Here is a 24,056-nt window from a genome sequence, read left to right as displayed (position 1 = left end):
GGGCTCAGTCCTGTTCCGCGGTGGACTTCCCGGCGGCGCCGGCGAGCGCGCTGTCGGCCTCCCGCTCCAGCGCCTGCTGTTCACCCTGCCGACGGCCCCGGCGCAGACCGAAGTAGTAGGCGAGGACACCGGCGCCGAGAGCCGCCTGGAGGGCGAACAGCGCCGACTCGATCTCGCCGGACGGCGGTTCGTACAGCGGCGAGAACCAGGGCTCGTAGTCCGGCTTCAGCTCGGTGATCGCCGTCTCGGCCTCCGCGTCGGCGCCCGTGAACGGCTCCTCCTTGTGGTCGCCGAGGCCGAGCGCCAGCGGCAGTACGGCGAGCGCCGCCACGACGAACAGCAGCACCAGGTTGATCTTCGTGTTCCTGCTCATCGGGCCACCGCCTCGGTCTCGGTCTCGGTCCGGCTCTGCTTCTTGGCGAGGAGCACACCCAGCCGGGTCAGTTCGCCCTTGCTGGACTGCACCAGCAGTCGCATCACGAGCACGGTCAGCAGACCCTCGCTCACCGCGAGCGGAACCTGGGTGACGGCGAAGATGGAACCGAACTTGCCGAGCGCGCCCAGGAATCCGCTGCCCGGGTCGGGGAACGCGAGCGCCAGCTGCACGCTGGTGACGCAGTAGGTGGACAGGTCGGCGACGAATGCGCCGGAGAACACCGCCACCATCAGCGGCGCGTTGGAGCGCCGCAGCAACGTGTAGACGGCGTATCCGGCCCAGGGGCCGACGATCGCCATGGAGAAGACGTTGGCGCCGAGCGTGGTCAGGCCGCCGTGCGCGAGCAACAGCGCCTGGAACAGCAGGGTGATGGTGCCCAGCACCGCCATGATGGGCGGCCGGAACAGGATGGCTCCGAGGCCCGTGCCGGTGGGATGTGAACAACTGCCGGTGACGGACGGCAGTTTCAGGGCGGACAGGACGAACGTGAAGGCACCGGACGCACCGAGGAGCAGGGTGCTCTCGGGGTGCTCGCGGACTTCACGGGTGAGCGACCGGACCCCGTGGACGACGAACGGCGCCGACGCGACGCCCCAGGCGACCGCGTGCGCCGGAGGAAGGAAACCCTCGGCAATGTGCATGGCTCAGCAGACCCTCTCCAGCACCTCGTGGATGGTTGACGCGCCTTGGCCGGTCTCCTGGCTGACGGGTACCACCGCCCGGACTCCGCCTTCCCGGGTCGCAAGGACCCAGTGGCTGCCCGTGAGGGCCGGAGCCGGACTTCCCGATTCACAGTGGCGAGGGCCGCACCGGCATCACACCGGATTTCCCGTTCACCAAGGCCTGGTGACAATAAGGCCGGGGTAAGGGCGATGACAAGCCACCCAAGGGGCGCGCGAGGGGGCGCCTGCTCGCACACCGGCGCATCCCCCGGCCGATCCACGCGCTCCGGTCAGGGGTCCGCCGTGCGACGTCCGGGCCCGTCAGTCGTCGTCCCCGCCGTCGTCGCCTTCCCCGTCATTCCCGGCCTGGCCCGGCTTCTCCGGCTGCGGTTGCTCCGGCCCGCCCGCGCCCGCCTCCTGCGTCGGAGTCGCGGCGCCGGGCGGGGGCGCGACAGGCGTCGGGGAAGCGGCAGGCGCGGACGGAGTGACATCGGCCACGGTGCCGGTGGCCGGCGCGTCGGCCACCCCCGGCCCGGCCGCCGGACCGGCCCCGGGACCGTCCTCGGAACCGGAAGACGAAGACGACGCGGAGTCGGTGGACGGCGTGGCGGCGGGGCTGCTCGCGGTCGGGGACGCGTCCGGCTCCGTGCCCTCCGTGGTCGTGTCGGGCGAGAACCAGCGCATGCCGATGAGCATCGCGGCGAGGAAGAGCGCCGCGGCGGCGGCCGTAGCGGCCAGTCGCGACCGGTTGCCCGGGCCGCCCCGCCCTCGGGAGCGTCCCGAACGCCCCGCCTGGGCCGCCCGGGCCGCGCTGCGGTGTCCCGGCGTCGCGGGCAGCGCGTACGTGGTCGGGTTGCCGGCCCCGGCCCCGGCCCCCGCGTACGGGCCCGGCCCGGCGGGCATCGCCGCGGACGTGGTCCTGGGCCGCAGCGGCGGCGAGGCCTCCGGCAGCGGCTCCGGCAGGCCCCGCCAGGCGCCCCCGGCGAACCATTCGGCGGCCTGCTGGGCGGTGGGCCGGTCCTCGGGCTGTTTGGCGAGCAGACCGAGGAGGTAGTTCTCGAACGCGGGCGGCAGTCCGGCGACACCGAGCTCGCGGGGTGGCACGGGGGCGGAGTCGAGGTGCTGGTGGAGGAGGGCCACGGCGGTGTCGGCCTGGAACGGCGGACGCCCGCTGAGCAGCTGGTAGAGCACGCAGCCCAGGGAGTACATGTCGGAGGCGGGCCCCGCCTGCTTGCCCAGGGCACGCTCGGGCGCGAGGTACAGGCCGGTGCCGACGATCTGGCCGGTGGCGGTGAGCGCGGCGCCCGGGTCGTCGAGGAACCGCGCGATGCCGAAGTCCCCGATCTTCAGGGTGCCGTTCGTGTCCAGCAGCAGGTTGGCGGGTTTGACGTCCCGGTGCACGATGCCCTGCCCGTGCGCGGCGGCGAGTCCGGCGGACGCCTGTGCGGCCAGATCGGCCACCTGCTCGGCGGGGAGCGCGCCGGAGCCGTTCAGCACCCCGGCGAGGCTGTCGCCCTCGACCAGCTCCATCACGAGGTACAGCCGGTTGTCGTACTCGCCGAAGTCCAGGACGCCGACCACGTTGGGGTGGTTGAGACGCCCGGCGGTCTGAGCCTCCAGACGGAACCGGGAGGTCGCCGTGGCATCGGTGTCCTGGGGGAGCAGCAGCTTGAGGGCCACCGCTCTGGCGAGCGTCTCGTCGTACGCGCGCCAGACCTCTCCCATTCCACCGCGCCCGATCTCAACATCCAGCCGGTAGCGGCCCGCTAGCAGCACTCGTCCTCGTCTCATGCGTGTGGGAAGGTCGTCGCCGCAGGCCGAACTCCCCGTTTATGCACGGGGATTGGTGGGGGGTGCCGCAGCCGACCCAGGATACTGGCGCGGCGTGACCACCGATTGCCGCAGCAGTGTCCTCACCGGGCGCCGTCTCGCACATCCCGCGCGAAGAGGTCACCCGCCGGGGTGACGCTCCGGCGCGCTCGGGCGTCCCGGGGCGCCGGTGCCGTCTCAGGCCGCCGCGCCCGCCCCCTTCGCACGGCGCGGCAACAGGGCCACCGCCAGGGCCGGTACGGCCGCGAGGACCAGCCACGGCACGGCGGCCGGCAGCCCCAGGTCGAGCAGCGAGCCGGTGGCGGCGCTGCCGGCCAGGACGATGAGGCCGGAGACGGACGACAGCGCGCCCATGTAGAGCCCGAGCCGGCCCTCCTCGGCGAGGTCGGGCACCCAGGCGCGGGCGGCGGGCACCACCAGCATCTGCCCCACGGTGAGCAAGATCACGAAGCCCGCGGCCGGCAGCAGCCCGGCGGTGCCGGTCCAGCCTGCCGGGCGAGCCGCGGCCACCACCGCGAAACCGGACGCGATCAGCAGCAGGCCCGCGGTCATCGAGCGGCGCAGATCGAGCCGGTCGCCCGCCCAGCGGGTCACCGGCAACTGGGTGAACACCACCAGCACCGAGGACAGCGCGAAGAGCCAGGACAGCGGCGCCTGGGAGCCGGCCGCGCGCTGCACCTCGTCCGGCAGGGCCAGATACAGCTGGTTGTAGGCGAGCAGGTAGGAGCCGTAGGCGCAGCACAGGGCGAGGAAGCGCCGGTTGCGCAGCAGGGCGCGGGCCCCGCCCCGCTCCCGGACGCGGACCCGGCCGGGGATGTGCTGCGGCATCAGCCACAGGTGCCCGGCGAGGACGAGGACGAAGACCGCGGCACCCGCGAGGCACGCGGTGCGGAAGTCCACGCCGAGCAGCAGCGCGCCGAGCAGCGGCCCGGCGAACGCCCCGACCTGGCCCGCCACGCTGAACAGGGCGAGGACCCGGGTGCGCGGCCCGCGGCCGCCCTCCTCCCAGACCACCGCCTGGCGGGCCACCTCGGACTCCACGGCCGGGGAGAAGAGCGCGGCGGCGAACCCGATCACCAGCACCGCCCCGATCACGGTCCCCGGGGCCTGCGCGTACCCGAGCCACACGAAGCCGGCGATCCGCAGCACGCAACCCGCCAGCACGACCGGCCGCACCCCGAACCGGTCGACGAGCCACCCGCCGACCACGAACAGCCCCTGCTGGCTGAAGGTGCGCAGCCCGAGCACGAACCCGACCAGCCAGCCCGCCATGCCGATCGCGCTGCCGAGATGCTCGGCGAGGAACGGCAGGACGGCGTAGAAGCCGATGTTGAAGGCGAGCTGGGTGAGGATCAGCAGCCGCAGCAGCGGCGACAGTTCCCTGCACAGGCGCCAGGTGCTGTCGCGCTTCCCGGCGTCGGACCTGCGGGCGGCCTCGCGGGCCGGTGCGAGGGGGGCGGGGTCGGTCATCGTTCTTCCGTCTGTGAGGCGGGCACGGGCGTCAGGAGGGCGTCGGGGTGGTCCGGTTGCCGGCGCGGGGCCGGCACGACCCGGTCCGCGGGCGGTGCGGCCGGGCCGACGGGCCGGGTACGCCGCCGGGGGAGCCGTACGCCGCCCGCGGCCGTCACCGCGAGCGCCCCGAGCAGGGCGAGTACGGCGGCGGGGAAGAGCACGGCCCACGGGGCGCGCTCGGCGTACGGCTGGTTCTCCGCCAGCAGCAGGCCCCAGTCGGGGGACGGCGGCTGGGCGCCCAGCCCGAGGAAGCCCAGCGCCGCGAGGCTGAGCGCGATGCCCGGCAGCCGGAGCAGGGCGTGCCGGGCGACCGGGGGCGCGACGGCGGGCAGCAGTTCGTGCCGGAGCAGATACCAGCGGCCGGCACCCAGCGCCCGGGTGGCCGTCAGGTGCGTGGTCGCGCGCTCCTGCCGCAGCAGGGAGGAGGTGTGCGCGGCCAGCGGGCACCAGGCCACGACGGCCACGGCGAACGCGGGCGTCCAGGGCCCGCTGCCCATGGCGCCGGTGACGAGGAGCCCGGCCAGTACGGGTGGTACGGCGCTGAGGGTGTCGACCAGCGGCCCGGACACCCTCGGCAGCAGCCCCAGCAGCAGTCCGGCGACGAGGGCGGCGGCACTCACCGCGAGCGCGGTGCCGAGGGTGGTCAGCGCGCCGTGGGAGATGCGGGCGAGCACGTCCCGGCCGAGTGCGTCCGTGCCGAAGGGGTGCGCGGAGGAGGGGGCGTGCAGCCGGGCGAGGGTGTCCAGGGCGAGCGGGTCGCGGGGCAGCCCGAAGCCGATGACGGCGGCCAGCAGCCCTCCGTAGAGCAGGGGGAGGGTGCGGGGCGCGGGCGGCCGGGGCCGGTGCAGGGACTGCAGGGCGCCGTCGCGCAGCGCCGGACCGATCAGCAGGCGGGCGGCGAGCCGGGAGAGGAGCCCCGCGGTGGCCGCGAGCAGGACGAGGGCGAGGGTGCCGGTCTGCAGGACGGGCAGGTCCTGCGCGAGTGCGGCCTGCAGGGTGAGCCGGCCCAGGCCCGGGATGTCGAAGATCTGCTCGACGGTGACCGAGCCGCCGGTCAGGCCGACCACGAACAGCGCCAGGTTCGGCAGCAGTCCGGGCACGCAGCGGCGCACCGCCTGCCGCGCCACGGACCTCGACGGCACACCGCGGGCCGCGGCCGCCATCGCCCAGGGTTCTCCGAACGCGCCGGGGAGCAGGTCGTCGAGCATCCGTCCCAGCACCGCCCCGGCGGGCAGACCGAGGGCGAGCGAGGGCAGCACCATCCACTGCGGCCCGTACCAGCCCAGGGCGGGCAGCCAGCCCAGCTGCACGCCGATCACCGAGGCCAGCACCGCGGCGACGAGGAACTCGGGCAGCGCGGCCAGCACCGCCGTCGCCGTCCCGCCGGGGCGGCGCGCCCCGAGCCGGCCTCGCGCGCCCAGCCGGAGCGTACGGGCGCAGACGGCGGCCGCCGTGCCCGCGGCGACCGCCAGGGCCCCGGCCATCAGCAGCAGCGACGCGCCGAGCGCCTGCACGACGCCGGGCAGCACCTGGCTGCCGGACACCCAGGACGTGCCCGCGTCGCCGTGCAGCAGCCCGCCCAGCCAGCGGCCGAGCAGGGCGAGCGGGCCGTCGTGCAGGCCGAGGTCGTCGCGGATGGCGCGCAGGGTCTCGGGATCGGGGTCGCGGTCCGCCGACCGCGCCCTGAGCACGGTCAGCGCGGGGTCGGTACGCGACAGCCACGGCAGCAGGCCGATACCGCACACCAGGGCGGCCACGAGCACGGTCCGCCACAGCAGCGCCGGGGCGCCACCGCCCGCGAGGGAGCGCACACGGGCGGCGGCACCGTTCGTCCAGGGTGTGTTCGAGCTGTTCAGCGCCGGGTCCCCGTCCCTATGAGGGTGCGCTCGTACGGATCGGGCAGCGCGCCCCGGACGGACGTCGCGATGCCCGCGACGAGCTTCAGATGCACCAGCGGGATCACCGAGTCGGTGCCGAGGACGGCCGCCTCCGCCTTCATGGCGGCGTCCTGCCGTTCGGCGGTGTCGGACTCGGCCTGAGCGGCGGCGACCAGCCTGTCCACCTTCCTGTCGCACAGGAACGACAGGTTGTTGGAGCCGTCGCAGGTGTAGTCGCTCGCGAGGACGGTGACCGGGTCGCCGGTGTCCAGCATCATGTTGCGGGAGAAGACCGCGGCGTCGAACTTGCCGCCCAGCAGGTCGCCTTCGAGGCGCGCGTACGTGCGCACCTCCAGCTTCACCTCGAACCCCGCCTTCCGCAGCTGCTGTTGGAGCACCTGAGCGGTCTCCGGCAGCTCGGGCCGGTCGCTGTAGGTGGCGAGGGTGATGCGCTCGCCGTCGGGGCCGGTCGCCCGCGCCCGCCCGGTCGGTTCGACACGCTTGCCGGCGGCCCAGGTCAGGGCCGGGCCGAACAGGCCCTCGGCGGGCACTGCGTACCCCTCGTAGGCGCCCTTGGCGATGACCGAGGGGTCGATCGCCTCGCGTGCGGCCGCTCGCAGCCCCGCGTCGGTGAACGCACCGGACTTGGTGTTGAGGTACAGGCTGGTGTTGCGGGCGGTGTCGACCTCGTGGACGTCGTCCTTGTCCAGTGAGGCGACCTGGGCCACGGGCAGGGACTCGGCGATGTCGACGTCGCCGGTGCGCAGGGCGTTGGCGCGGGCGGTGCCGTCGGAGACGAACCGGGCGGTGACGCCGGACGCCTGGGCCCGGCCGCCCCAGTAGTCGTCGAAGCGGTCCAGCGTGGCCGCGGTGTCACCGTCGATCCTGGTGAGTGCGAAGGGGCCGGTGGCGGTGCCTTCGACGTTCACCGTGCCCTTCGTGTCGTAGGCCTTTGGCGCGAACACCGCGAGGGACGGGTTCGACAGCCGCAACGGCAGGACGGGGTCGGCCTCGGCGGTGCTGACCCGGACCCGCTGGTCGTCCTCGGCCGCGGCGGTCAGTTTCACTCCCGCGAGCGCCGACGGTGCCGGGTCGGCCTTCCCGGCGGCGGTGAGGGCGGCTGCGACGGCCCTGGCGGTGACGGCCTCGCCGTTCTGGAACCTCGCGTCCCGCAGGGTGAACAGCCAGCTCCTGCCGCCGTGCTCACTGCTCCACGACTCGGCCAGCGCGGGGACCGCCGTGCCGTTCGCGTCCAGTTTGGTCAGCCCTTCGATGACGCCGAGCCGGGACAGGAGCATCGCGTCCTGGCCGTACGGCGAGTAGTTCTCGGTCGGGGCGAAGGGCAGGGCGACACGCAGCCGGGCGCCGTCGCCGGAGCCGGAGGAGGCCGACGCGTCGTCGCCGGAGGACGCGAAGCAGCCGGAGAGCAAGGGCAGCACGAACAGCCCGGCTATGAGCCGGCGGGGAGTTCTCATAGTGTATATGAATACCATTTTCGTTAAGCGAGCGGTATCTCGAAGTGCACGACGCCGCTGCCCCCGCCGGGCACCTCCTCCCGCTCGTCGCAGACCACCTTGCCCAGCGCCCGCCACAGGCCCAGCGCGCCCGGGGAGTGCGGATAGGTGTGCAGATACACGGACCGGTATCCGCCGTCGGTCCGGGCGAACTCCAGCAGGCCGTCCACCAGTTGCCGGGCCAGGCCGCGCCGCCGGTGCTCGGGACGGACGTACACCCGCCGGAGCTGAGCCGTCTCGCCCGAGGGGAACCGCTCGGCCAGCCAGTGCGGGTTCGGCGGGTGCTCCGGGCCGCGCGCGTCCAGTGCCGCCGTGGCCGCCACCGTCCCCTCCCGCTCGTCCGCGGCCACCAGGAGGGTGTGCCGGGGCGGCGTGACGTAGAACGGCACCGGATCGATGATGTCGGCGTGCCATCGCGGCACGTAGCCCGTGCCGAAGTCGCGGTACACGGCGTCGAGCATCACCGCCCGGGCCCCGTCGATGTCGGCCGCGGTGGCTTCCCTGATGCTGTAGTCACGCATTTGCGCATCATATGCAAGAAGGGTTCGTGCCTCAGTCGGGGGCCGCGGGCGTGATGTGGCTCAGCACGCACAGCCAGCGGCCCTGCCGCCGCACGAACACGTCCGTCGTCCACTCGTCGGCGTCGTGGCGCTCGCCCCGGTAGTGGGCGGTGTTGGTCACCCGGCACGTCACCAGCGCGGTGTCGCCGTGGATCCGGACGCGGGGGTCGGTCCTGAGGTCCATCGCCGAGTGGGTGAGCGCGCCGGACGCGACGAGGGAGAGGAACTTCTCCCTCGAGTCGATCCCCGACGCGGAGACGATGACCCACTCGTCCGCCATGAATTCCGCGATCCGCGCGGGGGCGTCGGAGACGATCGCCTCGGCCCAGCTCTTCGCCAGTCGCACGAGGTGGAGTTCATCTGCCGGATCGGGCTCTTCGTTCAAGTCGCGGTGGGCGCTCAGCTTTCGGACGGGGCGAGCACCACGAAGTCCGCGTTCGCCGGGTCGAGGCAGACGGCGAGCCGGCCGACGCCCTCCATGTCCACCGGGCCCATCTGCACGCTGCCGCCGTTCCCGGTGACCTGGGCCACCGCGGCGTCGCAGTCCTCCACGGCGAAGACCGGGTGCCAGTACGGCCGTCCGCCCGTCACCGCCAGGTCCTCCTTGCCGAGCTGCATGAGCCCGCCGTGCATCCGGTCCTCGGGGAGCCCCGCCGGGGTGATCAGGGTGTACGTGCCGGCGTCGCCCGGCAGCGGCATGTCGCTGAACTGCCAGCCGAAGAGGCCGCCGTAGAAGTCCCGCGCGCCCGCGGCGTCGGTCGTGTACAGCTCGGTCCATGACAGCGAGCCCGGCTGGTCCACCAGTTCCACGCCCTTGTTCGTGCCCGGCTCCCAGACGGCGAACTGACCGCCCAGCGGGTCGCTGTACTGCGCCATCCGGCCCCAGTCGTCGAGGCCGATCGGCGCGACCCGCACGGTGCCGCCCGCCTGCTGCACGGCCTGGGTCGTGGCGTCCGCGTCGGTGACGCTGTAGTAGAGCATCCAGGCCGGGCGCGCGCCCTCCTCGGTGAGCTTGCCCAGCCCGGCGACGATCTTGCCGTCCTTCTTGAACATCCCGCCCTCGAAGTCCTCGTTCTCGCCCATGGACTCGTAGTCCCAGCCGAGGACGGCGCCGTAGAAGGCGGCGGCGGCCGGGACGTCCGGAGCGCCCAGGTCGAGCCAGCAGGGGGAACCGGGGACGTAGTCCGTCGTGATCATGGCGATGCTTTCCCTTCCGCGGGGCCTGTGTGCCCAGCGTGACACCGAGCGCCGCCCGTCGCCCGTCGGCCGCTCGCCGTTCGGGGGACCCCGGGATGGCGGGGGCGGTGTCAGTGGACCGACAGCCCGCCGTCGACGAAGACCGACTGCCCGGTCACGTAGGCGGACGCCGCGCTCGCCAGGAAGACCGCCGCACCCGCGAAGTCCTCGGCGAGACCGTTGCGCCCGATCATCGTGCGGGCGGCGAGGGCGGCCACCTTCTCCGGGTCCGAGGACAGCCGCGCGTTGAGCGCTGTCATGACGAAGCCCGGCACGAGGAGGTTGCAGGTGACCCCGCGCGGCGACCACGCCTCGGCCTGGGAACGCGCCAGTGCCTCCAGCCCGCCCTTGGATGCGCCGTAGGCGCCGCTCTGGACGAACGCGCGATGCGCCTGCTGCGAGCTGATGTGGATGATCCGCCCGTACCCGCGCTCCGCCATACCGGGGCCGAAGCGCTGCCCCAGCAGGAACGGCGCCTCCAGGTTGACCGCCATCGTGGCGTCCCAGACGTCCTCGCCGAGCTCGTCCATCGGGGGACGCAGGTTGATCCCGGCGCTGTTGACGAGGATGTCGGGCTCCCCGAACACCCCGGCCGCCCGCTCGGCGGCCGTCCGCACCCCGTCGCGGGTGCTCAGATCCGCGCTGACCCACGCGGCGCGGCAGCCCTCGGCCGTGAGTTCCTCGACCGTCGCGGCCAGCCCGGCCTCGCCGCGTGCCAGGACCACCACGCTCGCCCCGGCCCGTGCGAGGGCGCCGGCGATGGCGCGGCCGATCCCGGAACTGCCTCCGGTGACCACCGCGACCCGGCCCTCCAGGGAGAACAGCTGGAGAAGGTAGTCCCGCGGCGCGCGGGACGGCGAGGTCGCCCCGGTCTGCCGGGGTGGCTGGGTCGGCTCGGGCGATGGCGTCGGGTGGGTCGTCATGGCGATCCACTCTAGGTCGATCATCCGACCGGCCGTCGAGCGGTACCGACCGCCCTGCGGGATCGCCCGGCGAGCCCTGGCCGACCTCCCGCTCACATACCCCCTGGGGGTATATCGTCAGCCTCATGGACCACACCGCTCATGAACCTGAGAAGCACCGGCACGGGACCGCGTCCTGGGGGACCGCCGTGAAGGCGACGCTGCACTGTCTGACCGGGTGCGCGATCGGCGAGATCCTCGGCATGGTGATCGGCACGGCGGCGGGATGGGGCAACGTGCCCACCATGGTGGTGGCGATCGCGCTGGCGTTCCTCTTCGGCTACTCGTTCACCCTGTTCGCGGTCCTGCGCGCCGGCCTCGACCTCAAGGCCGCGATCCGGGTCGCCCTCGCCGCGGACACGGTCTCGATCGCGGTGATGGAACTCGTGGACAACCTCATCATCGCGCTCACCCCGGGCGCGATGGACGCCGAACTGTCGGACGGTCTCTTCTGGTACGCGCTCCTGGGCGGATTCGCGGTCGCCTTCCTGATCACGACCCCGGTCAACAAGTGGATGATCGGCCGCGGCAAGGGCCACGCCGTGGTCCACGCCCACCACTGACGCGATGTCATGTCCCGCCCGGCTCCGGGGAACCCCGCCGGACCCGGAGCCGTTGACCCGGTATGACGCATGGCGAGTGGGCGGGGCGACTGCTCCCGTTGCTGATCGTCGCGGGCGCCCTGGCGGTGGTCATGGGCCTCTTCGCCTGGCTCGCGTCCGTGGTCCGGCGCCGCGGACTCGCCGGCTCCGGCTTCCGCGCGGCCATGGCCTCCTACGAAGAGGCCTTCAGGGTGACGGCCCACGACTCCCACTACGAGATCCAGGCCCAGGCGCAGGCCAAGAGCCCCGCCGCGGCACCCGGCGACCCCTGGCGCCCCGCCCGGGACAGCTCGAGCGGAGCCGGGGGAGCTCGGCGCCCCCGCCCCCGGAGCGGACTGCGCCGCCGCCTCGGGGCGTGGCAGCGGAGAGTCGCCCGGGGCCGGTGACGCCGCGGCATGCGGAGAGTCGCCGGTGGCCGGTGACGCGGCGGCACCCGGCCCGGCCTTCGCCGAACACCCCGGCACAGCCGCCGTACGCGTGCTTCAGCCCTTGAGCAGGCGCACCTGACCGTCGGGGAGTTTCGGCCACCAGTGGTGGTAGCGGCGGTAGACCTCGGTGTCCCGGCCGGCCAGCAGTGCCGTCAACGACGCGGCCTCCTCGGCGAGTCCGTCCCACACGGCGGTCGGCAGGTCGTGGAAGGTCGTGGCCTCGATGCCGCCGTCGAGCGCGCGCCACACGCCGGCGACCCGGCCGTCGACCAGCAATGCGGGCAGCACGTCGCCGTTCACCCGGATCACCAGACGGCGATACGCCGGGGGGATCACGCGGCTGCGGTCGGCGTGGGCCAGCAGGACGCTGTCCCACATGGCCATGAGCCGGGGCGGCGCGGGAGTGTCCGCCGGCGGGCGCGACGCGCCCGGCACGTCGTACAGGACGGTCCCGTCGGGTCCCCGCAGTTGTTCCACCGCGCCGCCGAGGGCGAGCAGCGCCCGGCGTACCGGCGCCCGCGGCACCATGGCGAACTGCGCCACGTCCGCCACCGACGCGGGCCCGAAGCCCGCCAGATAGCGCAGGACGAGGTGGTGCAGCGCCTCCGCCACCGTCTCCCGCCCCTCGGGCACGGGACCGGTCCGCGCCGCGACGAACGACGACCGGGCGCCGAACGACCACGGCCCGCCGGTCGGGAGATGGAGCAGCGGCGCGTACGCCTTGAGCCCCCACCACGCCCCGGCCTTCTTCTCCTCACCGACCCGCTCCGCCAGCCAGTCCTGCACCTCGGCGGCCGTCCGCGGCCGGTCCGCGAAGTCCAGCAACTCGGGGACCAGCGCCTGGCCGTCGGCCGGCGTGAGCCCCGCCGCGGCGAAGCGGTACCCGAGCCGGGAGGCGTACAGCGTCTGCTGCATCGCCTCCCGGAACACCTGATAGTCGTCCGCGTGGACCGCGTGCAGCGTGATTCGCATCAGGGTCGCCTTGACCACCGCGCGCCCCGAGAAGGCGGCGTCCAGCTCGGCCGGCGCGAACCCGGCCAGCCGGTTCCACAGCGCGACGTAGGGCGAGGCGGCGTGCTGCGCCTGTAGTGCCACCACACGCCGCACCGCTTCCCCAACCTCCATCGCCTCCCTCTCCAGCAGCAACTGGCGGCCGAGGGTGGCTCGATTGAGCTCCTGCGCGGTGATGTCCACGCCGGGGATTCTGCCGTGGCCCTGCCGGAGGCGCCGACTCCACGGCAGTGGTCTGGATCACATGACTTGGCCTGACCGCCTGACCGCCTGACCGCCTGACCGCCTGACCGCCTGGCCGTCTGGCAACCCGGCCACCCTGCCGCAGCTCACTTCACCCGAGGCGCCGCACCGACTGCCGGATCACCAACCGGGTGCTCAGCATCACGTGGTCGTGTCGCGGATCGTGGCCGGCCGGTCCCCCTCCGAGCCCTTCCGCCTCGCCCGGGCCCCGCCCGAACGCTTCCGACCGGTCTCCGTCTCGTCCGTCACGGGTCGACGCTACTGCCTGCCGGGTGGGGTCCCGTCCGCCCGCGCACCCCCTCCACGGGGTGCCGGGACCGTGGTCGTCACCCGCGCGCCGGTTCGATGTTCTGGTTGGCGTGGAAGAGGTTGTCCGGGTCGTAGGTCCGCTTGATCCTGGCGAGCCGGTCGTAGTGGTCGCGGTACGTCGCCCGGACCCGTTCCCGGCCCTCGCCCGATCCCATGAAGTTCACGTACGAGCCGCCCATCGAGTACGGGTGCAGTGCCTCCTGGTAGTCCACGCACCACTGCCGGATCGTCCCTGCGTTGGCCGGGTCGGGATCGACACCGGCGAAGACGCCGGACCAGTGCGCGTCCCGGTAGCTCCACGCGGTGTCGTCGGGGCCGACCCGGTGGGCGGCTCCGTCGATCGGGTAGAGGTGCATCAGCGACAGCGGTGTGGGGTTGCTCCGGCCGTACTCGAGGTGCACGTCCAGGGCGGCGTCGGGGATGCTGTCGAAGAAGTCGCCCCGCCAGTACCACTGGTAGCCGGTCGGGATCAGCTCGTCGAACATGCCCTGCAGCTGGTCGTACGGCATCGGCGTCGTGAAGTGGAAGGCCGGCCGGCCCGCGTCGTTCACCACCGAGAGGGTGTCGTCGAGCCCGTCCAGGTCACCCGTGCAGCACCACACGACGCCGCACACCTTCTTGCCGTGGAGTTCCTCGGGGAAGGGCGGGCCGGGCGGGACGACGAGGACGGCGAAGAAGCCGTAGACGTCCTCGGGCGCCTGCGGGAGGAACTCGCGGTACCAGGCCAGTACTTCCCTTGTGCTGTCGACAGGCCAGACGGTCACGCCGACCCCGACCGTGCCCACCGGGTGCAGCCGGTAGGTGAGGGAGGTGGCGATGCCGAAGTTGCCGCCGCCGCCCCGCAGGGCCCAGAACAGGTCCGGGTGTTCGGTCTCGCTGGCGGTGACGAAGCTGCCGTCGGCCAGCACCACGTCCGCGGCGATCAGGTTGTCCACGGTCAGCCCGTACTTGCGGGTCAGGTAACCGTGGCCGCCGCCGAGGGTCAGGCCCCCGACGCCCGTCATGGAGATGATGCCGGTGGGGGTGGCGAGCCCGAAGGCCTGGGTGGCGTGGTCGAGGTCGCCCAGGTGGCTGCCGCCGCCGACCTCGGCGGTCCGCGCCTCCGGGTCGACCCGCACCCAGCGCATCGGCGAGAGGTCGACCGTCACGCCCTCGTCCACCAGGCACAGGCCGGGGCCGCTGTGCCCGCCGCCCCGCACGGCGAGTTCCAGGCCGTGATCGCGGACGTAGCCGACCGCCGCCATCACGTCGGCGGTGTCCGTGCAGGGCACGAGGGCGGCGGGCCGTTTGTCGATCATCGCGTTGTAGATCTTGCGCGCCTCGTCGTAACCGGCGTCCCGCGGGCCGATCACCGGCCCCCGCAGCGTGGTGCGCATGTCTTCCAGGGTGGCGGTGTCCATGACGATCTCCTCGGGACGCGGGCCCGTGCTGACATCACCAGCCTCTCGCCGACCGCGGAGCGACGCATGTCCGGAGCGTGCGTCGCCGCCGGGGGAGGGCCGTGCCGTTTCCCGGCCGTCTGCCCGCAGGCTCGCGTCAGGCCAGGGTGACCTCCACCGGCAGCTTCTTGATGCCGTTGACGAAGTTGGAGCGGACCCGCGGGACGTCGCCGGTCAGGCGGATGTCCGCCAGGCGCGGGATCAGTTCCTCGAACATGATGCGGATCTCGGTGCGGGCGAGCAGGTTGCCCAGGCACAGGTGGGGGCTGCCCTTGCCGAAGGTGACGTGGTCGTTGTCGCGGCGCGCGACGTCGAAGTCGTAGGGGTTACCGAAGACCTCCTCGTCGCGGTTGCCGGAGGCGAACCACATCACCACCTTGTCGCCCTCCCTGACCCGCTTGCCGCCCAGCTCGACATCGCGCGTGGCGGTGCGGCGGAAGTGGTAGACGGGGGAGGCCCAGCGCAGGAACTCCTCGACCGCGACCGGGATCAGCGAGGGGTCTTCCTGGAGGCGGGCCAGCTGGTCGGGGTGCTGGATGAGGGCCAGCATCGAGTGGGAGATGGTGTGCCGGGTGGTCTCGTTGCCGGCGACGACCAGGAGCAGGAAGTAGTTGTCGAAGTCCTGCGGGGAGAGCGGGACGCCGTCGCGGGGTGTGGTGTTGACCAGGCGGGAGACCAGGTCCGTGCCGTCGCCGCCGCGGCGCTGCCGGGCCAGCTCGCGGCCGTACTCGAAGACCTCCAGCGAGGCGGGGGAGCGGAAGGGCAGGTCGCGGTAGCGCTCGCTCTCCTCGCTGTGCAGCAGGACGTCGGCGTAGTCGGGGTCGGTGTGGCCGATGATGCGGTTACCCCAGTCGATGAGCCTCTGGTTGTCCTCCGGCGGTACGTCCAGCAGCCGGGCGAGCACGTTGATGGGGAAGTCGGCCGAGACGTCCTCGACGAAGTCGAAGCGGCCCTTGGCGAGGGCGGCGTCGAGGGTCCTCGCGGTCAGCCCGCGCAGGAAGTCGGTGTAGCCGCTGATCACGTTCGCGCCGAACTGCCGCTGGATCAGGCTGCGCAGGGCCCGGTGGCGCACCCCGTCCAGTTCGAGGATCGAGGCGCGCTTCTTGATCTGGTCGTCGTCGACCTCCTCCAGGTTGACGAACTTCGTCGACGTGAAGGTCTCCGCGTCACGGTCCACCCGCACGATGTCCTCGTGCCGGGTCAGTGCCCAGAAGCCGGAGTTGGGCGCCTCCTCGGGCTGCCAGTGCACCGGGTCCTCGTGGCGCAGGGTGTGGAACATCCGCCACGGCGTCACACCGTCGGTGAAGCGGTCCAGGTCGGAGAGGTCCACGTCGGCCAGGGGCAGCGGCTCGCGCACGGCGTCGGTCGGGGTCTCGGTGTTCATCGGCAGCTCCTCGGCGTCACAGGGGGCGTCACAGGTGGTAGGCGTACTCGGTGAACTCCCAGTCCGTGACATGCCGGTGGAAGCGTTCGACCTCGTCGCGTTTGTAGGAGAGGAAGGACGTGGTGAAGCCCTTGCCGAGCAGGTCGGTCAGGGCGGTGTCCGCCTCCAGCGCGTCCAGCGCGGCGGACAGGGTCTGCGGCAGGACGGCGGAGCGGGCGGTGTCGTAGCCGTAGCCCTCCAGCGGGGCGGGCGGTTCCTCGCCGGCCAGCACGCCCAGCAGTGCGGCGGCCGTCGTGGCGGCGATCGCCAGGTAGGGGTTGGCGCTGGCGTCGCCGAGTCGCAGTTCGAGCCGGGCGCCGGTGCCGCGCTCGGGCGGGATGCGCACCATGGCACTGCGGTTGTCCAGCCCCCAGTCGATCAGCCAGGGCGCGAGGGTGTCCGGGCCGAAGCGCTTGTAGGAGTTGACTGTGGGGTTGAGCAGCGCGGCGAGGGCGGGCGCGTGGGCGAGGACGCCGGCGACGGCGTGCCGAGCGGTGGCGGACAGGCCGTACGCGCCCGACGGGTCGTCGAAGGTGTTGCGGCCCTTCTCGTCGTCGCAGGACAGGTGGAGGTGGAAGCCGGAGCCGCCCGCGTCGTTGAAGGGCTTGGCCATGAAGGTGGCCAGCCGGCCCTCCTTGCGGGCCAGTTCCTTGATCGCGGCCTTGAAGCGGAAGGAGCGGTCGGCGGCCGACACGGCGTCCGAGTGGACCAGGTTGATCTCGATCTGGCCGCCGTCGAACTCGTGGTTGCCGCTGATCGCCCCGACCTTCAGATCGCGTACGTGGCGCAGGGTGCGCAGCAGGTGGTTGTCGGGGTCGGCGCGCAGCCCGGCGGTGTAGACGACCCCGGGGTCGGGCGCGTAGCGGCGCCAGCCGCCCGACGGGTCCGGCTCGCACAGGAAGTACTCGAGCTCGGGCCCGACGACCGGCCGCAGCCCGTGCTCGGCGCACCGGGCGAGGACGGACCGCAGCAGATCGCGGGGCGACTCGGGCGCGGGCGCACCGGTCGCCGGGTCGACGACCTCGCCCAGACAGGCGGCCACCCCCGGCTCCCAGGGCAGCGGCACCAGTGTGTCGAGGTCCGGGCGGACGCAGATGTCCGGCAGCCCCGCGTCCAGCCCGCCGCTGACCGGGACCACGTCCCCCTGCGGGCTGGTGTGGTAGACGGCCCGGCAGAACGCCAGGCCGTGCTCACAGGCCCGGGGCAGCTCTTCGAGCAGCACGTCACGCGCCCGGTCGGTGCCGATCAGGTCGGGGTAGGTCACCCGGACCACGTCGATGCCGTCGGCGGCGAGCCGGTCCATGTGGCGGCGGACTTCTTCGGAATCGTGAGCGCTCACCGTTGTCTCCTCGGGCGGACGTCGGGACACCTCCGGGACACGGGGCCGGGGAGGCGGGTGGCGTGAGAGCGAGCGTCCGGGCGCGGCGGAGCCAGGACCGCCCGGTGCTTGTTTGATGCCAAACGGTAGGGCGGGGCGAGGGGCCCCGCAAGAGGGCCGGGGCAAGAATTTATCCATCCGGATAGCTCTTGACCAGACCCCTGCCCCTGCCTACCTTGTTTGAAGCCAAACGAGTTCGGGGTGCTTCTCACGCACCCCGTTGGCCGGGGCCCGGCCCCTTCCGGCCCGGGCCCCATTTCCTTCCGCTTCGACGCCCTCACATTCAGGAGGACCGGCCATGAAGGTCGTCGTCGACATGAACAAGTGCCAGGACCACGGACAGTGCGTCTTCTCGGCCCCCGACGTCTTCCGGATGGACGACGACGGCCGCCTGGCCTACGTCCCCGACCCCGACGACGCCCTGCGCGACGAGGTCGAGGAGGCCGCGGACGTCTGCCCGCTCCAGGCCATCCGGATCGAGGACTGACATGAGCGGGCGCATGATCGTCGCCGGCGCCTCACTCGGCGGACTGCGGGCCGCCGAGCAGCTGCGCGCCGCGGGCTGGACCGGCGGCATCACGGTGATCGGCGACGAGCCGCACCCGCCGTACAACCGGCCCCCGCTGTCCAAGGAGGTCCTCGCGGGCAAGGCCTCCTTCGACTCCCTGGCCTTCACGCCGAAGGCCTCCGCGACGGACGTGGAGTGGCGGCTCGGCACGAGAATCGTCTCCGCCCGGCTCGCCGGCCGGACCGTCGAACTCGACGACGGCGCGGTGCTCTCCTACGACGGTCTGGTCGTCGCCACCGGGATGCGGCCCCGCCGGCTGCGCTGCCCCGGGCCGGTCGCCGGCCGCCACACGGTCCGGACCATCGACGACGCCCAGGTGCTGCGGGACGAGCTGATCCGCCCCGGCGCCCGGGTCGTCGTGGTCGGCGCCGGGTTCATCGGCTGCGAGGTGGCCGCCACGGCGGTCGGCCTCGGTGCCGCCGAGGTGACCGTCGTCGATCCGCTGCCGCTGCCGATGGTCGCGCCGCTCGGGGAACCGCTCGCCCGGGAACTGCGCCGGCGGCACGAGGAGCGCGGGGTCCGCTTCGTGCTCGGTGCGGGTGTCGCCGGGTTCGAGGGCGGGGACCGTGTCACCGGTGTCGTGCTCGCCGACGGGTCCGTGCTGCGCGCCGACGTGGTGGTGGAGTCCGTGGGATCGGTCGCCAACACCGAGTGGCTGGAGGGCAACGGGCTCGACCTGAGCGACGGCGTGCTCACCGACGGGCAGCTGCGCGTCGGCGGCCGTCCCGACGTCGTCGCGGTGGGCGATGTCGCCCGCTTCCCCAACGCCCGCTACGACGGTGTGCCGCGGCGGGTCGAGCACTGGTCGGTGCCGACCGACTCGGCCAAGCACGCGGCGAAGGTGCTGGTCGCCGGCGACGCCGGCCCGGCGCCCTTCGCGCCGCTCCCCACCTTCTGGAGCGACCAGCACGACTTCCGGCTGCAGTCCTTCGGGGCGCCCGCCCTGGGGCTCGGCGACATCCGGGTCCTCGACGGCGACCTCACGGGGGACGTGCTGGTCGGGTACCACCGCGACGGGCTGCTGGTCGGTGTCGTCGCCCTCGGCGGACTCTCGGCGGCCCGGACCGCCGCCCGGTACCGCGCCGAACTGCTCCAGCAGCCCGCCCTCACCCCGCAAGGAGCCCTCTCGTGACCGGACTTCGTGGTTACTTCCACCCCAAGACCGCGACGGGCGTGTCGTCGCTGATCCCCTCTCCGCCGTGGCGCTACTCCGGTGACCTGCTCACCGTCGAGTACCGGACGGATCCCGCACGGGTACGTGAACTGCTCCCCGAACCACTGGCGTTGGCGGACGAGGACCCGGGCGCCGTCGCCCTGATCTGGGCCGACTGGCAGTCGTGCTCGGCGTCGGGGGAGGAGCTGCTGGATCCCGTGCGGGCGCAGTACAAGGAGGCCTTCGCGGTGGTGCGGTGCCGGTTCCGGGGACAGACGTACTCGCGGTGCGTCCACATCTGGGTGGACAAGGACTTCGCCATCGCGCGGGGGCTGCACCAGGGGTATCCGAAGAAGCTCGGCTCCATCCACCAGACGCGGCCGCACCCCTACGGACCCGCTCCGCGGATCGAGGCGGGGGCGCGGTTCGGGGCGACGCTGGCGGCTGCGGACCGGCGTCTGGCGCAGGCCGTGGTGACGCTGCGGGAGCCGTCCGAGAGCGGCGGGTTCGTCAACGCGCATCCCATGGCGCATCACCGGTGGCTGCCGTCGATCGAGAAGGGCAAGGGGCTTGCCCTCGACGAGCTGATCGAGTCCGGGGCCGCGTCCTTCGAGGGGGGGCAGCCGTGGGTGGGTGACGCGGAGTTGGATTTGTTCGAGGCGCCGACGGAGGAGCTGGCGCGGCTGGAGATCCGGGAGCCGATCGCTGCGTACTACCGGCAGGTCGGGGTGGTCTGGGACGGAGGACGGCTGCTGGAGGGTGGTACGTCCGGGGCGGGTGCCGAGTAGTGCCGGTGGGCGGGTGCGGCGTTCGTCGTGGCTTGTCGCGCCGTTCCCCGCGCCCCTGAAGGACGTGCAGCAGCCCCTCGTTGAATGGAACTCTTCTCATGTCTGACAACATCACCGTCGCCGGCGTGTCCGTCGACACCCGGCACTGGATCGGTGGCGAGCGCGTCGCCTCCGCCGGCAGCTTCACCGATCACTCTCCCATCGACGGCACCGTGCTCGGCGAGATCGCCCGGGGCGGTCCCGCCGAGGCTCAGGCCGCCGTCGCCGCCGCCCGGGACGCGTTTCCCGGCTGGGCCGCCACCCCCCGCGCCGAGCGCGCCCGCATCCTGCACGCCGTCGCCGACGGTGTCGAGAAGCGGATCGAAGAGCTGGCGATCGTCGAGACCACGGACAACGGGGCGCTGCTGCGCTCCCACCGGCGGGGTGTCATGCCCCGTGTCGCGCACAACTTCCGGTTCTTCGCCGACTGGCTGCTCCGGCTCGACCACGAGGACTTCGAAACGCGCGGCCACACCAACCACGTCAGCTGGGATCCGGCCGGGCCCTGCGTGCTGATCACGCCGTGGAACGCGCCCCTGATGCTGGCCACCTGGAAGGTCGCCCCGGCCCTCGCGGCCGGCGACACCGTCGTCCTCAAGCCCGCCGAGTGGTCGCCGCTGACCGCCTCCCTGCTGGCCGACATCGCCGCGGAGGCCGGACTGCCCGCCGGTGTCCTCAACGTCGTCCAGGGGTACGGCTCCGAGATCGGCGACGCGCTCACCTCCCACCCCGACGTGCGCCGCATCAGCTTCACCGGGTCCGTGCCGACGGCCAAGCGGATCGCAGAGTCCGCCGCCGCGAACCTCACGCCCCTGAGTCTCGAACTCGGCGGCAAGTCACCCCTGTTGGTCTTCGCCGACGCCGACCTCGACCTGGCCGTCGACCTCGCCGTGGAGCAGTACGACAACGCCGGGCAGGTCTGCCTGGCCGCGACCCGGCTGCTCGTCGAGGAGCCGGTGGCCGAGGAGTTCACCCGCCGGTTCGTGGAGAAGGCCACCGCCCTGCGGCAGGGCGACCCGCGTGACGAGGACACCGACATCGGGCCCACCATCCACCCCCGTCAGCTGGAGAAGATCGACGGCTTCGTGCGGCGGGCCGTCGCGGCCGGGGCACGGGCGGTCATCGGCGGGCGGCGCGGGGACGGCCAGTACTACGCGCCGACGCTGCTCACCGACGTCGCCCAGGACTCGGAGATCGTGCAGGAGGAGGTCTTCGGGCCGGTGCTGACCCTCCAGACCTTCACCGGTGAGGACGAGGCCGTACGGCTCGCCAACGACACCCGGTTCGGGCTGGCCGCCACCGTCGCGACCGGCGACCGGGAGCGTGCCGAGCGGGTCACGGCGCGGCTCGTCGCCGGCACCGTCTGGGTCAACTGCTTCTTCGTGCGCGACCTCCAGGCGCCCTTCGGCGGCTCCCGTCAGTCCGGGGTCGGCCGCGAGGGCGGCACCTGGAGCTTCGACTTCTACTGCGACCTGAAGAACACCGTCACCGCACCGAAGGGATGGGACCGGGACCATGGGTGAGATCGTCGGGGCCGGGCTGCTGGCCCACGTGCCCACCATCGTGCTGCCCGAGGCAGACCGGCTGGAGCTCAACGAGGGCAAGGAGATCACCCTCGTCACCGGGCTGCGGGAACTGCGCAGGGACGTCTTCGAGCGGGATGCCGCCAACGATTACGACACCGTCGTCGTCCTGGACTCGCACTGGGCGACCACCGTCGAGTTCGTCGTGACCGCGCAGACCCGCAGGGCCGGACTCTTCACCTCCGAGGAACTGCCGCGCGGCATGTGCAGGATGCCGTACGACTTCCCCGGCGATCCCGAACTCGCCCACAACGTGGCCGCGTTCGCCGACAAGCACGGCACCTGGATCACGCCGATCGACGACGAGTACCTGCCGATCTACTACGCCACCCTCAACCTCTGGAAGTACCTGGGGGAGGGGCTGCCGGACAAGCGGTGGGTCACCATCGGCGTCTGCCAGACCGGCGACATGGAGGACCACCTGCGGCTCGGGAGGGCGCTGGCCGACGGGATCGCCGTGACCCCCGGGCGGCGGGTGCTGCTCATCGCCTCCGGCGCCCTCTCGCACACCTTCTGGCCGCTGCGCGAACTGCGTGACCATGAGGCCGGCGACCCGGTGCACATCCGCACCCCCGAGGCCCGAGAGGCCGATCAGCAGCGCATCGCCTGGTTCAAGGAGGGACGCCACGACAAGGTCCTCGACACGATGGACGAGTTCTGGCGGTACAAGCCCGAGGCGAAGTTCTTCCACTACCTGATGATGGCGGGCGCCCTCGGCGAGCAGGCCTGTGTCGCCAAGGCCCGCCAGTACGGCGCGTACGAGAACTCCGTCGGCACCGGCCAGGCCCACCTCTGGTTCGACCGCCCCGCCGGCGGCTGGACCGCAGACCACACCCCCGCGCAGGAGTCCACCCATGCCTGAGTACCGCCGCATCCTCCTCGACGGCGCCGCCGTCCAGGTCACCGTCGACGGCGACGAACTCGTCGCCGGGGACGGCCGCCGCGTCAAGACCGGGACGGCCCGGCACCTGCCGCCGGTCGTGCCGTCCAAGGTCGTCGCCGTCCATCTCAACCACCGCAGCCGGGTCGACGAGTTCCGGATCGGGCTCCCCGGCACGCCGACCTATTTCCACAAGCCGACCTCGTCCCTCAACGCCCACCAGGGCGCGATCGTCCGCCCCGAGGGCTGCAAGTGGCTCAACTACGAGGGAGAGGTCGCCATCGTCATCGGGAAGACCGCCCGCAACATCGCGCCGGAGGAGGCGGGGGAGTACATCGCGGGCTACACCGTCGCCAACGACTACGGCCTGCACGACTTCCGCGACACCGACGCCGGCTCCATGCTCCGCGTGAAGGGCTCCGACACCCTCTGCCCGCTCGGCCCGGGCCTGGTCACCGACTGGGACTTCCACGGCAAGCGGCTGCGGACCTACGTCAACGGAGAGGTGGTGCAGGACGGTTCGACCGACGAGATGACCTGGGACATGCACTACCTCGTCGCCGATATCGCCCGCACCATCACCCTCTACCCCGGGGACGTCCTGCTGTCCGGCACGCCCGCCAACTCGCGGCCCGTCCAGCCGGGCGACGTCGTGGAGGTGGAGGTCGAGGGGCTCGGGCGGCTCACCAACCACATCGTCACCGGCCCGACCGCCATCCGTACGGACGTGGGCGCCCAGCCCACGGAATCGGAGGAGGTCCTCTCGACCGCGCTCGGCGGCGACTGGGAGTTCCGTGGCATCCGGCCGCCGCGTCGCTGATGAAGCGGCTTCCGGTCGCCATCGATGGTGTGGCCTCCGGCCCCCGCGCCGCCGATGGCGTCGCATCCGGTCCCCGCGCCGCCGGGCGGGACGCCCCGGGTAGGGTCACGGGCATGACCGAGCCCGCCGGGCGCCGACCCCGCAAGCGCGTGAACTACGGCACGGGCCGCGAGGCCCTGCTGGAGGCCGCCGTGCGGGTCGTGGCCCGGGGCGGGCTGCGCAGGCTCACCTACCGGGCCGTCGCCGAGGAGGCCGGGGTCACCCACGGCCTCGTCGTGCACCACTTCGGTTCCCGCGACGCCCTGATCGAGGAGGCCGTGGCCCACGCCATCCGCTCCTCCCTGAGCAGCAGCGCCCTCGAACCGGGTACCGGCGAGGTCGCCGACTTCTCGGTGGGTCTCACGGACATGGTGGAGGCCGGGCCGGACCTCCAGGCGTTCCAGTACGAGCTGCTCCTGGAGTCCAGGCGCCGCCCCGAGCTCCTGGCCCACCTGCGGTCCCTGTACGACGAGTACTTCGACGCGACCCGGCGCGAGCTCACCCAGATGCTGCCCGGCCCGGTCGACGAGGGCCTGTCCCGGATGGTGTTCGCCACGCTGGAGGGACTCGTCCTGCACCAGCTGGTCTTCGGCGAGCGCGAGGTCATCGACGAGGCCCTGGGCGAGCTGCGCTCGGTGCTGCGGCTGCTCGCCGAGCGGCGCGACGACGAGGCCTGACCCTCTCGGGCCTCCTCCCGCCCCGGACGCCGGCCCCCTGCCGTCCCGCACCCCGCAATTCCTCGTCCCTCACCCCTTGCCAAACGG

The 24,056-nt window shown here is 72.9% G+C and carries 23 protein-coding genes and 1 riboswitch; of the genes, 9 read left to right on the top strand and 14 right to left on the bottom strand.

All coding sequences use genetic code 11. The annotated features are described in order from the left end of the window. Window positions 1-4: 4 nt before the first annotated feature. The 10 genes from IE153_RS00845 to IE153_RS00800 form a co-directional block, all read right to left on the bottom strand. Window positions 5-373 carry an energy-coupling factor ABC transporter substrate-binding protein gene (locus tag IE153_RS00845; RefSeq protein WP_189587610.1) on the bottom strand — a complete coding sequence of 123 codons (369 nt, stop codon included), beginning with the start codon at window positions 371-373 and terminating at the stop codon, window positions 5-7. Beyond that, on the bottom strand, window positions 370-1,077 hold the full coding sequence (locus tag IE153_RS00840; protein WP_189587609.1) for an energy-coupling factor ABC transporter permease: 708 nt from the start codon (window positions 1,075-1,077) through the stop codon (window positions 370-372). The genes IE153_RS00845 and IE153_RS00840 overlap by 4 nt, the downstream gene beginning before the upstream one ends. A gap of 30 nt (window positions 1,078-1,107) precedes the next feature. Next, a riboswitch (cobalamin riboswitch) is annotated at window positions 1,108-1,292 on the bottom strand. A 127-nt stretch (window positions 1,293-1,419) separates the two neighbouring features. After that, window positions 1,420-2,889, bottom strand: coding sequence for a serine/threonine-protein kinase (locus IE153_RS00835; RefSeq protein ID WP_308432110.1), 1,470 nt, complete (start codon window positions 2,887-2,889; stop codon window positions 1,420-1,422). Between the two features lie 216 nt (window positions 2,890-3,105). Continuing rightward, on the bottom strand, window positions 3,106-4,398 hold the full coding sequence (locus IE153_RS00830) for an MDR family MFS transporter (RefSeq protein ID WP_189587608.1): 1,293 nt from the start codon (window positions 4,396-4,398) through the stop codon (window positions 3,106-3,108). Then, entirely contained in the window at window positions 4,395-6,251 is a 1,857-nt protein-coding gene (locus IE153_RS00825; protein WP_229828594.1) for an ABC transporter permease subunit, read from the bottom strand. Before IE153_RS00825 ends, IE153_RS00830 begins: the two co-directional genes overlap by 4 nt. Before the next feature lie 41 nt (window positions 6,252-6,292). Then, complete coding sequence (locus IE153_RS00820; protein WP_189587607.1) at window positions 6,293-7,792, bottom strand: ABC transporter substrate-binding protein; 1,500 nt, start codon at window positions 7,790-7,792, stop codon at window positions 6,293-6,295. A 23-nt stretch (window positions 7,793-7,815) separates the two neighbouring features. Next, on the bottom strand, window positions 7,816-8,352 hold the full coding sequence (locus IE153_RS00815; RefSeq protein WP_189587606.1) for a GNAT family N-acetyltransferase: 537 nt from the start codon (window positions 8,350-8,352) through the stop codon (window positions 7,816-7,818). A 31-nt stretch (window positions 8,353-8,383) separates the two neighbouring features. Beyond that, window positions 8,384-8,737 (bottom strand): nuclear transport factor 2 family protein, encoded by a 354-nt coding sequence (locus IE153_RS00810; protein ID WP_229828591.1) that lies wholly within the window; start codon window positions 8,735-8,737, stop codon window positions 8,384-8,386. 53 nt (window positions 8,738-8,790) lie between these two features. Beyond that, window positions 8,791-9,588 (bottom strand): VOC family protein, encoded by a 798-nt coding sequence (locus IE153_RS00805; protein WP_189587605.1) that lies wholly within the window; start codon window positions 9,586-9,588, stop codon window positions 8,791-8,793. A gap of 110 nt (window positions 9,589-9,698) precedes the next feature. Next, on the bottom strand, window positions 9,699-10,550 hold the full coding sequence (locus IE153_RS00800) for an SDR family NAD(P)-dependent oxidoreductase (RefSeq protein ID WP_229828588.1): 852 nt from the start codon (window positions 10,548-10,550) through the stop codon (window positions 9,699-9,701). Between the two features lie 125 nt (window positions 10,551-10,675). Here IE153_RS00800 and IE153_RS00795 point away from each other — a divergent pair, with 125 nt between their 5' ends. Both IE153_RS00795 and IE153_RS00790 read left to right on the top strand, forming a co-directional pair. Next, entirely contained in the window at window positions 10,676-11,152 is a 477-nt protein-coding gene (locus IE153_RS00795; protein WP_189587604.1) for a DUF4396 domain-containing protein, read from the top strand. 62 nt (window positions 11,153-11,214) lie between these two features. Further along, window positions 11,215-11,577, top strand: a complete 363-nt coding sequence (locus IE153_RS00790; protein WP_189587603.1) for a hypothetical protein — start codon at window positions 11,215-11,217, stop codon at window positions 11,575-11,577. 96 nt (window positions 11,578-11,673) lie between these two features. On the opposite strand, the gene IE153_RS00785 is transcribed toward IE153_RS00790, so the two are convergent. The 4 genes from IE153_RS00785 to IE153_RS00770 all read right to left on the bottom strand — a co-directional run bounded on the left by IE153_RS00785 (window position 11,674) and on the right by IE153_RS00770 (window position 17,383). Then, window positions 11,674-12,813 (bottom strand): winged helix DNA-binding domain-containing protein, encoded by a 1,140-nt coding sequence (locus IE153_RS00785; RefSeq protein ID WP_189587602.1) that lies wholly within the window; start codon window positions 12,811-12,813, stop codon window positions 11,674-11,676. A 386-nt stretch (window positions 12,814-13,199) separates the two neighbouring features. After that, window positions 13,200-14,582, bottom strand: a complete 1,383-nt coding sequence (locus IE153_RS00780) for an FAD-binding oxidoreductase (protein WP_189587601.1) — start codon at window positions 14,580-14,582, stop codon at window positions 13,200-13,202. Window positions 14,583-14,718: 136 nt separating this feature from the next. Further along, on the bottom strand, window positions 14,719-16,005 hold the full coding sequence (locus tag IE153_RS00775) for a cytochrome P450 (RefSeq protein ID WP_189587600.1): 1,287 nt from the start codon (window positions 16,003-16,005) through the stop codon (window positions 14,719-14,721). A gap of 28 nt (window positions 16,006-16,033) precedes the next feature. Continuing rightward, entirely contained in the window at window positions 16,034-17,383 is a 1,350-nt protein-coding gene (locus IE153_RS00770; RefSeq protein ID WP_189587599.1) for a glutamine synthetase family protein, read from the bottom strand. A gap of 337 nt (window positions 17,384-17,720) precedes the next feature. Between IE153_RS00770 and IE153_RS00765 the strand changes: the two genes are divergently transcribed. The 7 genes from IE153_RS00765 to IE153_RS00735 all read left to right on the top strand — a co-directional run bounded on the left by IE153_RS00765 (window position 17,721) and on the right by IE153_RS00735 (window position 23,969). Beyond that, window positions 17,721-17,909 (top strand): ferredoxin, encoded by a 189-nt coding sequence (locus IE153_RS00765; RefSeq protein ID WP_031108213.1) that lies wholly within the window; start codon window positions 17,721-17,723, stop codon window positions 17,907-17,909. A gap of 1 nt (window position 17,910) precedes the next feature. Continuing rightward, a complete protein-coding gene (locus tag IE153_RS00760) occupies window positions 17,911-19,122 on the top strand; it encodes an NAD(P)/FAD-dependent oxidoreductase (protein WP_189587598.1) in 1,212 nt (403 codons plus the stop codon). Continuing rightward, a complete protein-coding gene (locus tag IE153_RS00755; RefSeq protein WP_189587597.1) occupies window positions 19,119-19,931 on the top strand; it encodes an acetoacetate decarboxylase family protein in 813 nt (270 codons plus the stop codon). The genes IE153_RS00760 and IE153_RS00755 overlap by 4 nt, the downstream gene beginning before the upstream one ends. 98 nt (window positions 19,932-20,029) lie before the next feature. Continuing rightward, complete coding sequence (locus IE153_RS00750) at window positions 20,030-21,493, top strand: aldehyde dehydrogenase (protein WP_189587596.1); 1,464 nt, start codon at window positions 20,030-20,032, stop codon at window positions 21,491-21,493. Continuing rightward, a complete protein-coding gene (locus IE153_RS00745) occupies window positions 21,486-22,415 on the top strand; it encodes a 3,4-dihydroxyphenylacetate 2,3-dioxygenase (RefSeq protein WP_189587595.1) in 930 nt (309 codons plus the stop codon). Before IE153_RS00750 ends, IE153_RS00745 begins: the two co-directional genes overlap by 8 nt. Further along, on the top strand, window positions 22,408-23,253 hold the full coding sequence (locus IE153_RS00740; protein ID WP_189587594.1) for a fumarylacetoacetate hydrolase family protein: 846 nt from the start codon (window positions 22,408-22,410) through the stop codon (window positions 23,251-23,253). The genes IE153_RS00745 and IE153_RS00740 overlap by 8 nt, the downstream gene beginning before the upstream one ends. A gap of 113 nt (window positions 23,254-23,366) precedes the next feature. Beyond that, a complete protein-coding gene (locus tag IE153_RS00735; RefSeq protein WP_189587593.1) occupies window positions 23,367-23,969 on the top strand; it encodes a TetR/AcrR family transcriptional regulator in 603 nt (200 codons plus the stop codon). The last annotated feature ends 87 nt before the right edge of the window (window positions 23,970-24,056 follow it).

It is taken from the genome of Streptomyces massasporeus (genome assembly GCF_014648995.1).
Lineage (GTDB): Bacteria > Actinomycetota > Actinomycetes > Streptomycetales > Streptomycetaceae > Streptomyces > Streptomyces massasporeus.
The sequence above is the reverse complement of the archived record's forward strand: the minus strand, read 5'-3'. Positions and strand labels throughout refer to the sequence as shown.

Coding starts and splice junctions, on each gene's coding strand:
- IE153_RS00820 (WP_189587607.1), bottom strand. CDS start 7,792: ATGAGAACTCCCCGCCGGCTCATAGCCGGGCTGTTCGTGCTGCCCTTG.
- IE153_RS00805 (WP_189587605.1), bottom strand. CDS start 9,588: ATGATCACGACGGACTACGTCCCCGGTTCCCCCTGCTGGCTCGACCTG.
- IE153_RS00760 (WP_189587598.1), top strand. CDS start 17,911: ATGAGCGGGCGCATGATCGTCGCCGGCGCCTCACTCGGCGGACTGCGG.
- IE153_RS00790 (WP_189587603.1), top strand. CDS start 11,215: ATGACGCATGGCGAGTGGGCGGGGCGACTGCTCCCGTTGCTGATCGTC.
- IE153_RS00745 (WP_189587595.1), top strand. CDS start 21,486: ATGGGTGAGATCGTCGGGGCCGGGCTGCTGGCCCACGTGCCCACCATC.
- IE153_RS00835 (WP_308432110.1), bottom strand. CDS start 2,889: ATGAGACGAGGACGAGTGCTGCTAGCGGGCCGCTACCGGCTGGATGTT.
- IE153_RS00800 (WP_229828588.1), bottom strand. CDS start 10,550: ATGACGACCCACCCGACGCCATCGCCCGAGCCGACCCAGCCACCCCGG.
- IE153_RS00845 (WP_189587610.1), bottom strand. CDS start 373: ATGAGCAGGAACACGAAGATCAACCTGGTGCTGCTGTTCGTCGTGGCG.
- IE153_RS00775 (WP_189587600.1), bottom strand. CDS start 16,005: ATGAACACCGAGACCCCGACCGACGCCGTGCGCGAGCCGCTGCCCCTG.
- IE153_RS00740 (WP_189587594.1), top strand. CDS start 22,408: ATGCCTGAGTACCGCCGCATCCTCCTCGACGGCGCCGCCGTCCAGGTC.
- IE153_RS00830 (WP_189587608.1), bottom strand. CDS start 4,398: ATGACCGACCCCGCCCCCCTCGCACCGGCCCGCGAGGCCGCCCGCAGG.
- IE153_RS00815 (WP_189587606.1), bottom strand. CDS start 8,352: ATGCGTGACTACAGCATCAGGGAAGCCACCGCGGCCGACATCGACGGG.
- IE153_RS00840 (WP_189587609.1), bottom strand. CDS start 1,077: ATGCACATTGCCGAGGGTTTCCTTCCTCCGGCGCACGCGGTCGCCTGG.
- IE153_RS00750 (WP_189587596.1), top strand. CDS start 20,030: ATGTCTGACAACATCACCGTCGCCGGCGTGTCCGTCGACACCCGGCAC.
- IE153_RS00795 (WP_189587604.1), top strand. CDS start 10,676: ATGGACCACACCGCTCATGAACCTGAGAAGCACCGGCACGGGACCGCG.
- IE153_RS00735 (WP_189587593.1), top strand. CDS start 23,367: ATGACCGAGCCCGCCGGGCGCCGACCCCGCAAGCGCGTGAACTACGGC.
- IE153_RS00765 (WP_031108213.1), top strand. CDS start 17,721: ATGAAGGTCGTCGTCGACATGAACAAGTGCCAGGACCACGGACAGTGC.
- IE153_RS00780 (WP_189587601.1), bottom strand. CDS start 14,582: ATGGACACCGCCACCCTGGAAGACATGCGCACCACGCTGCGGGGGCCG.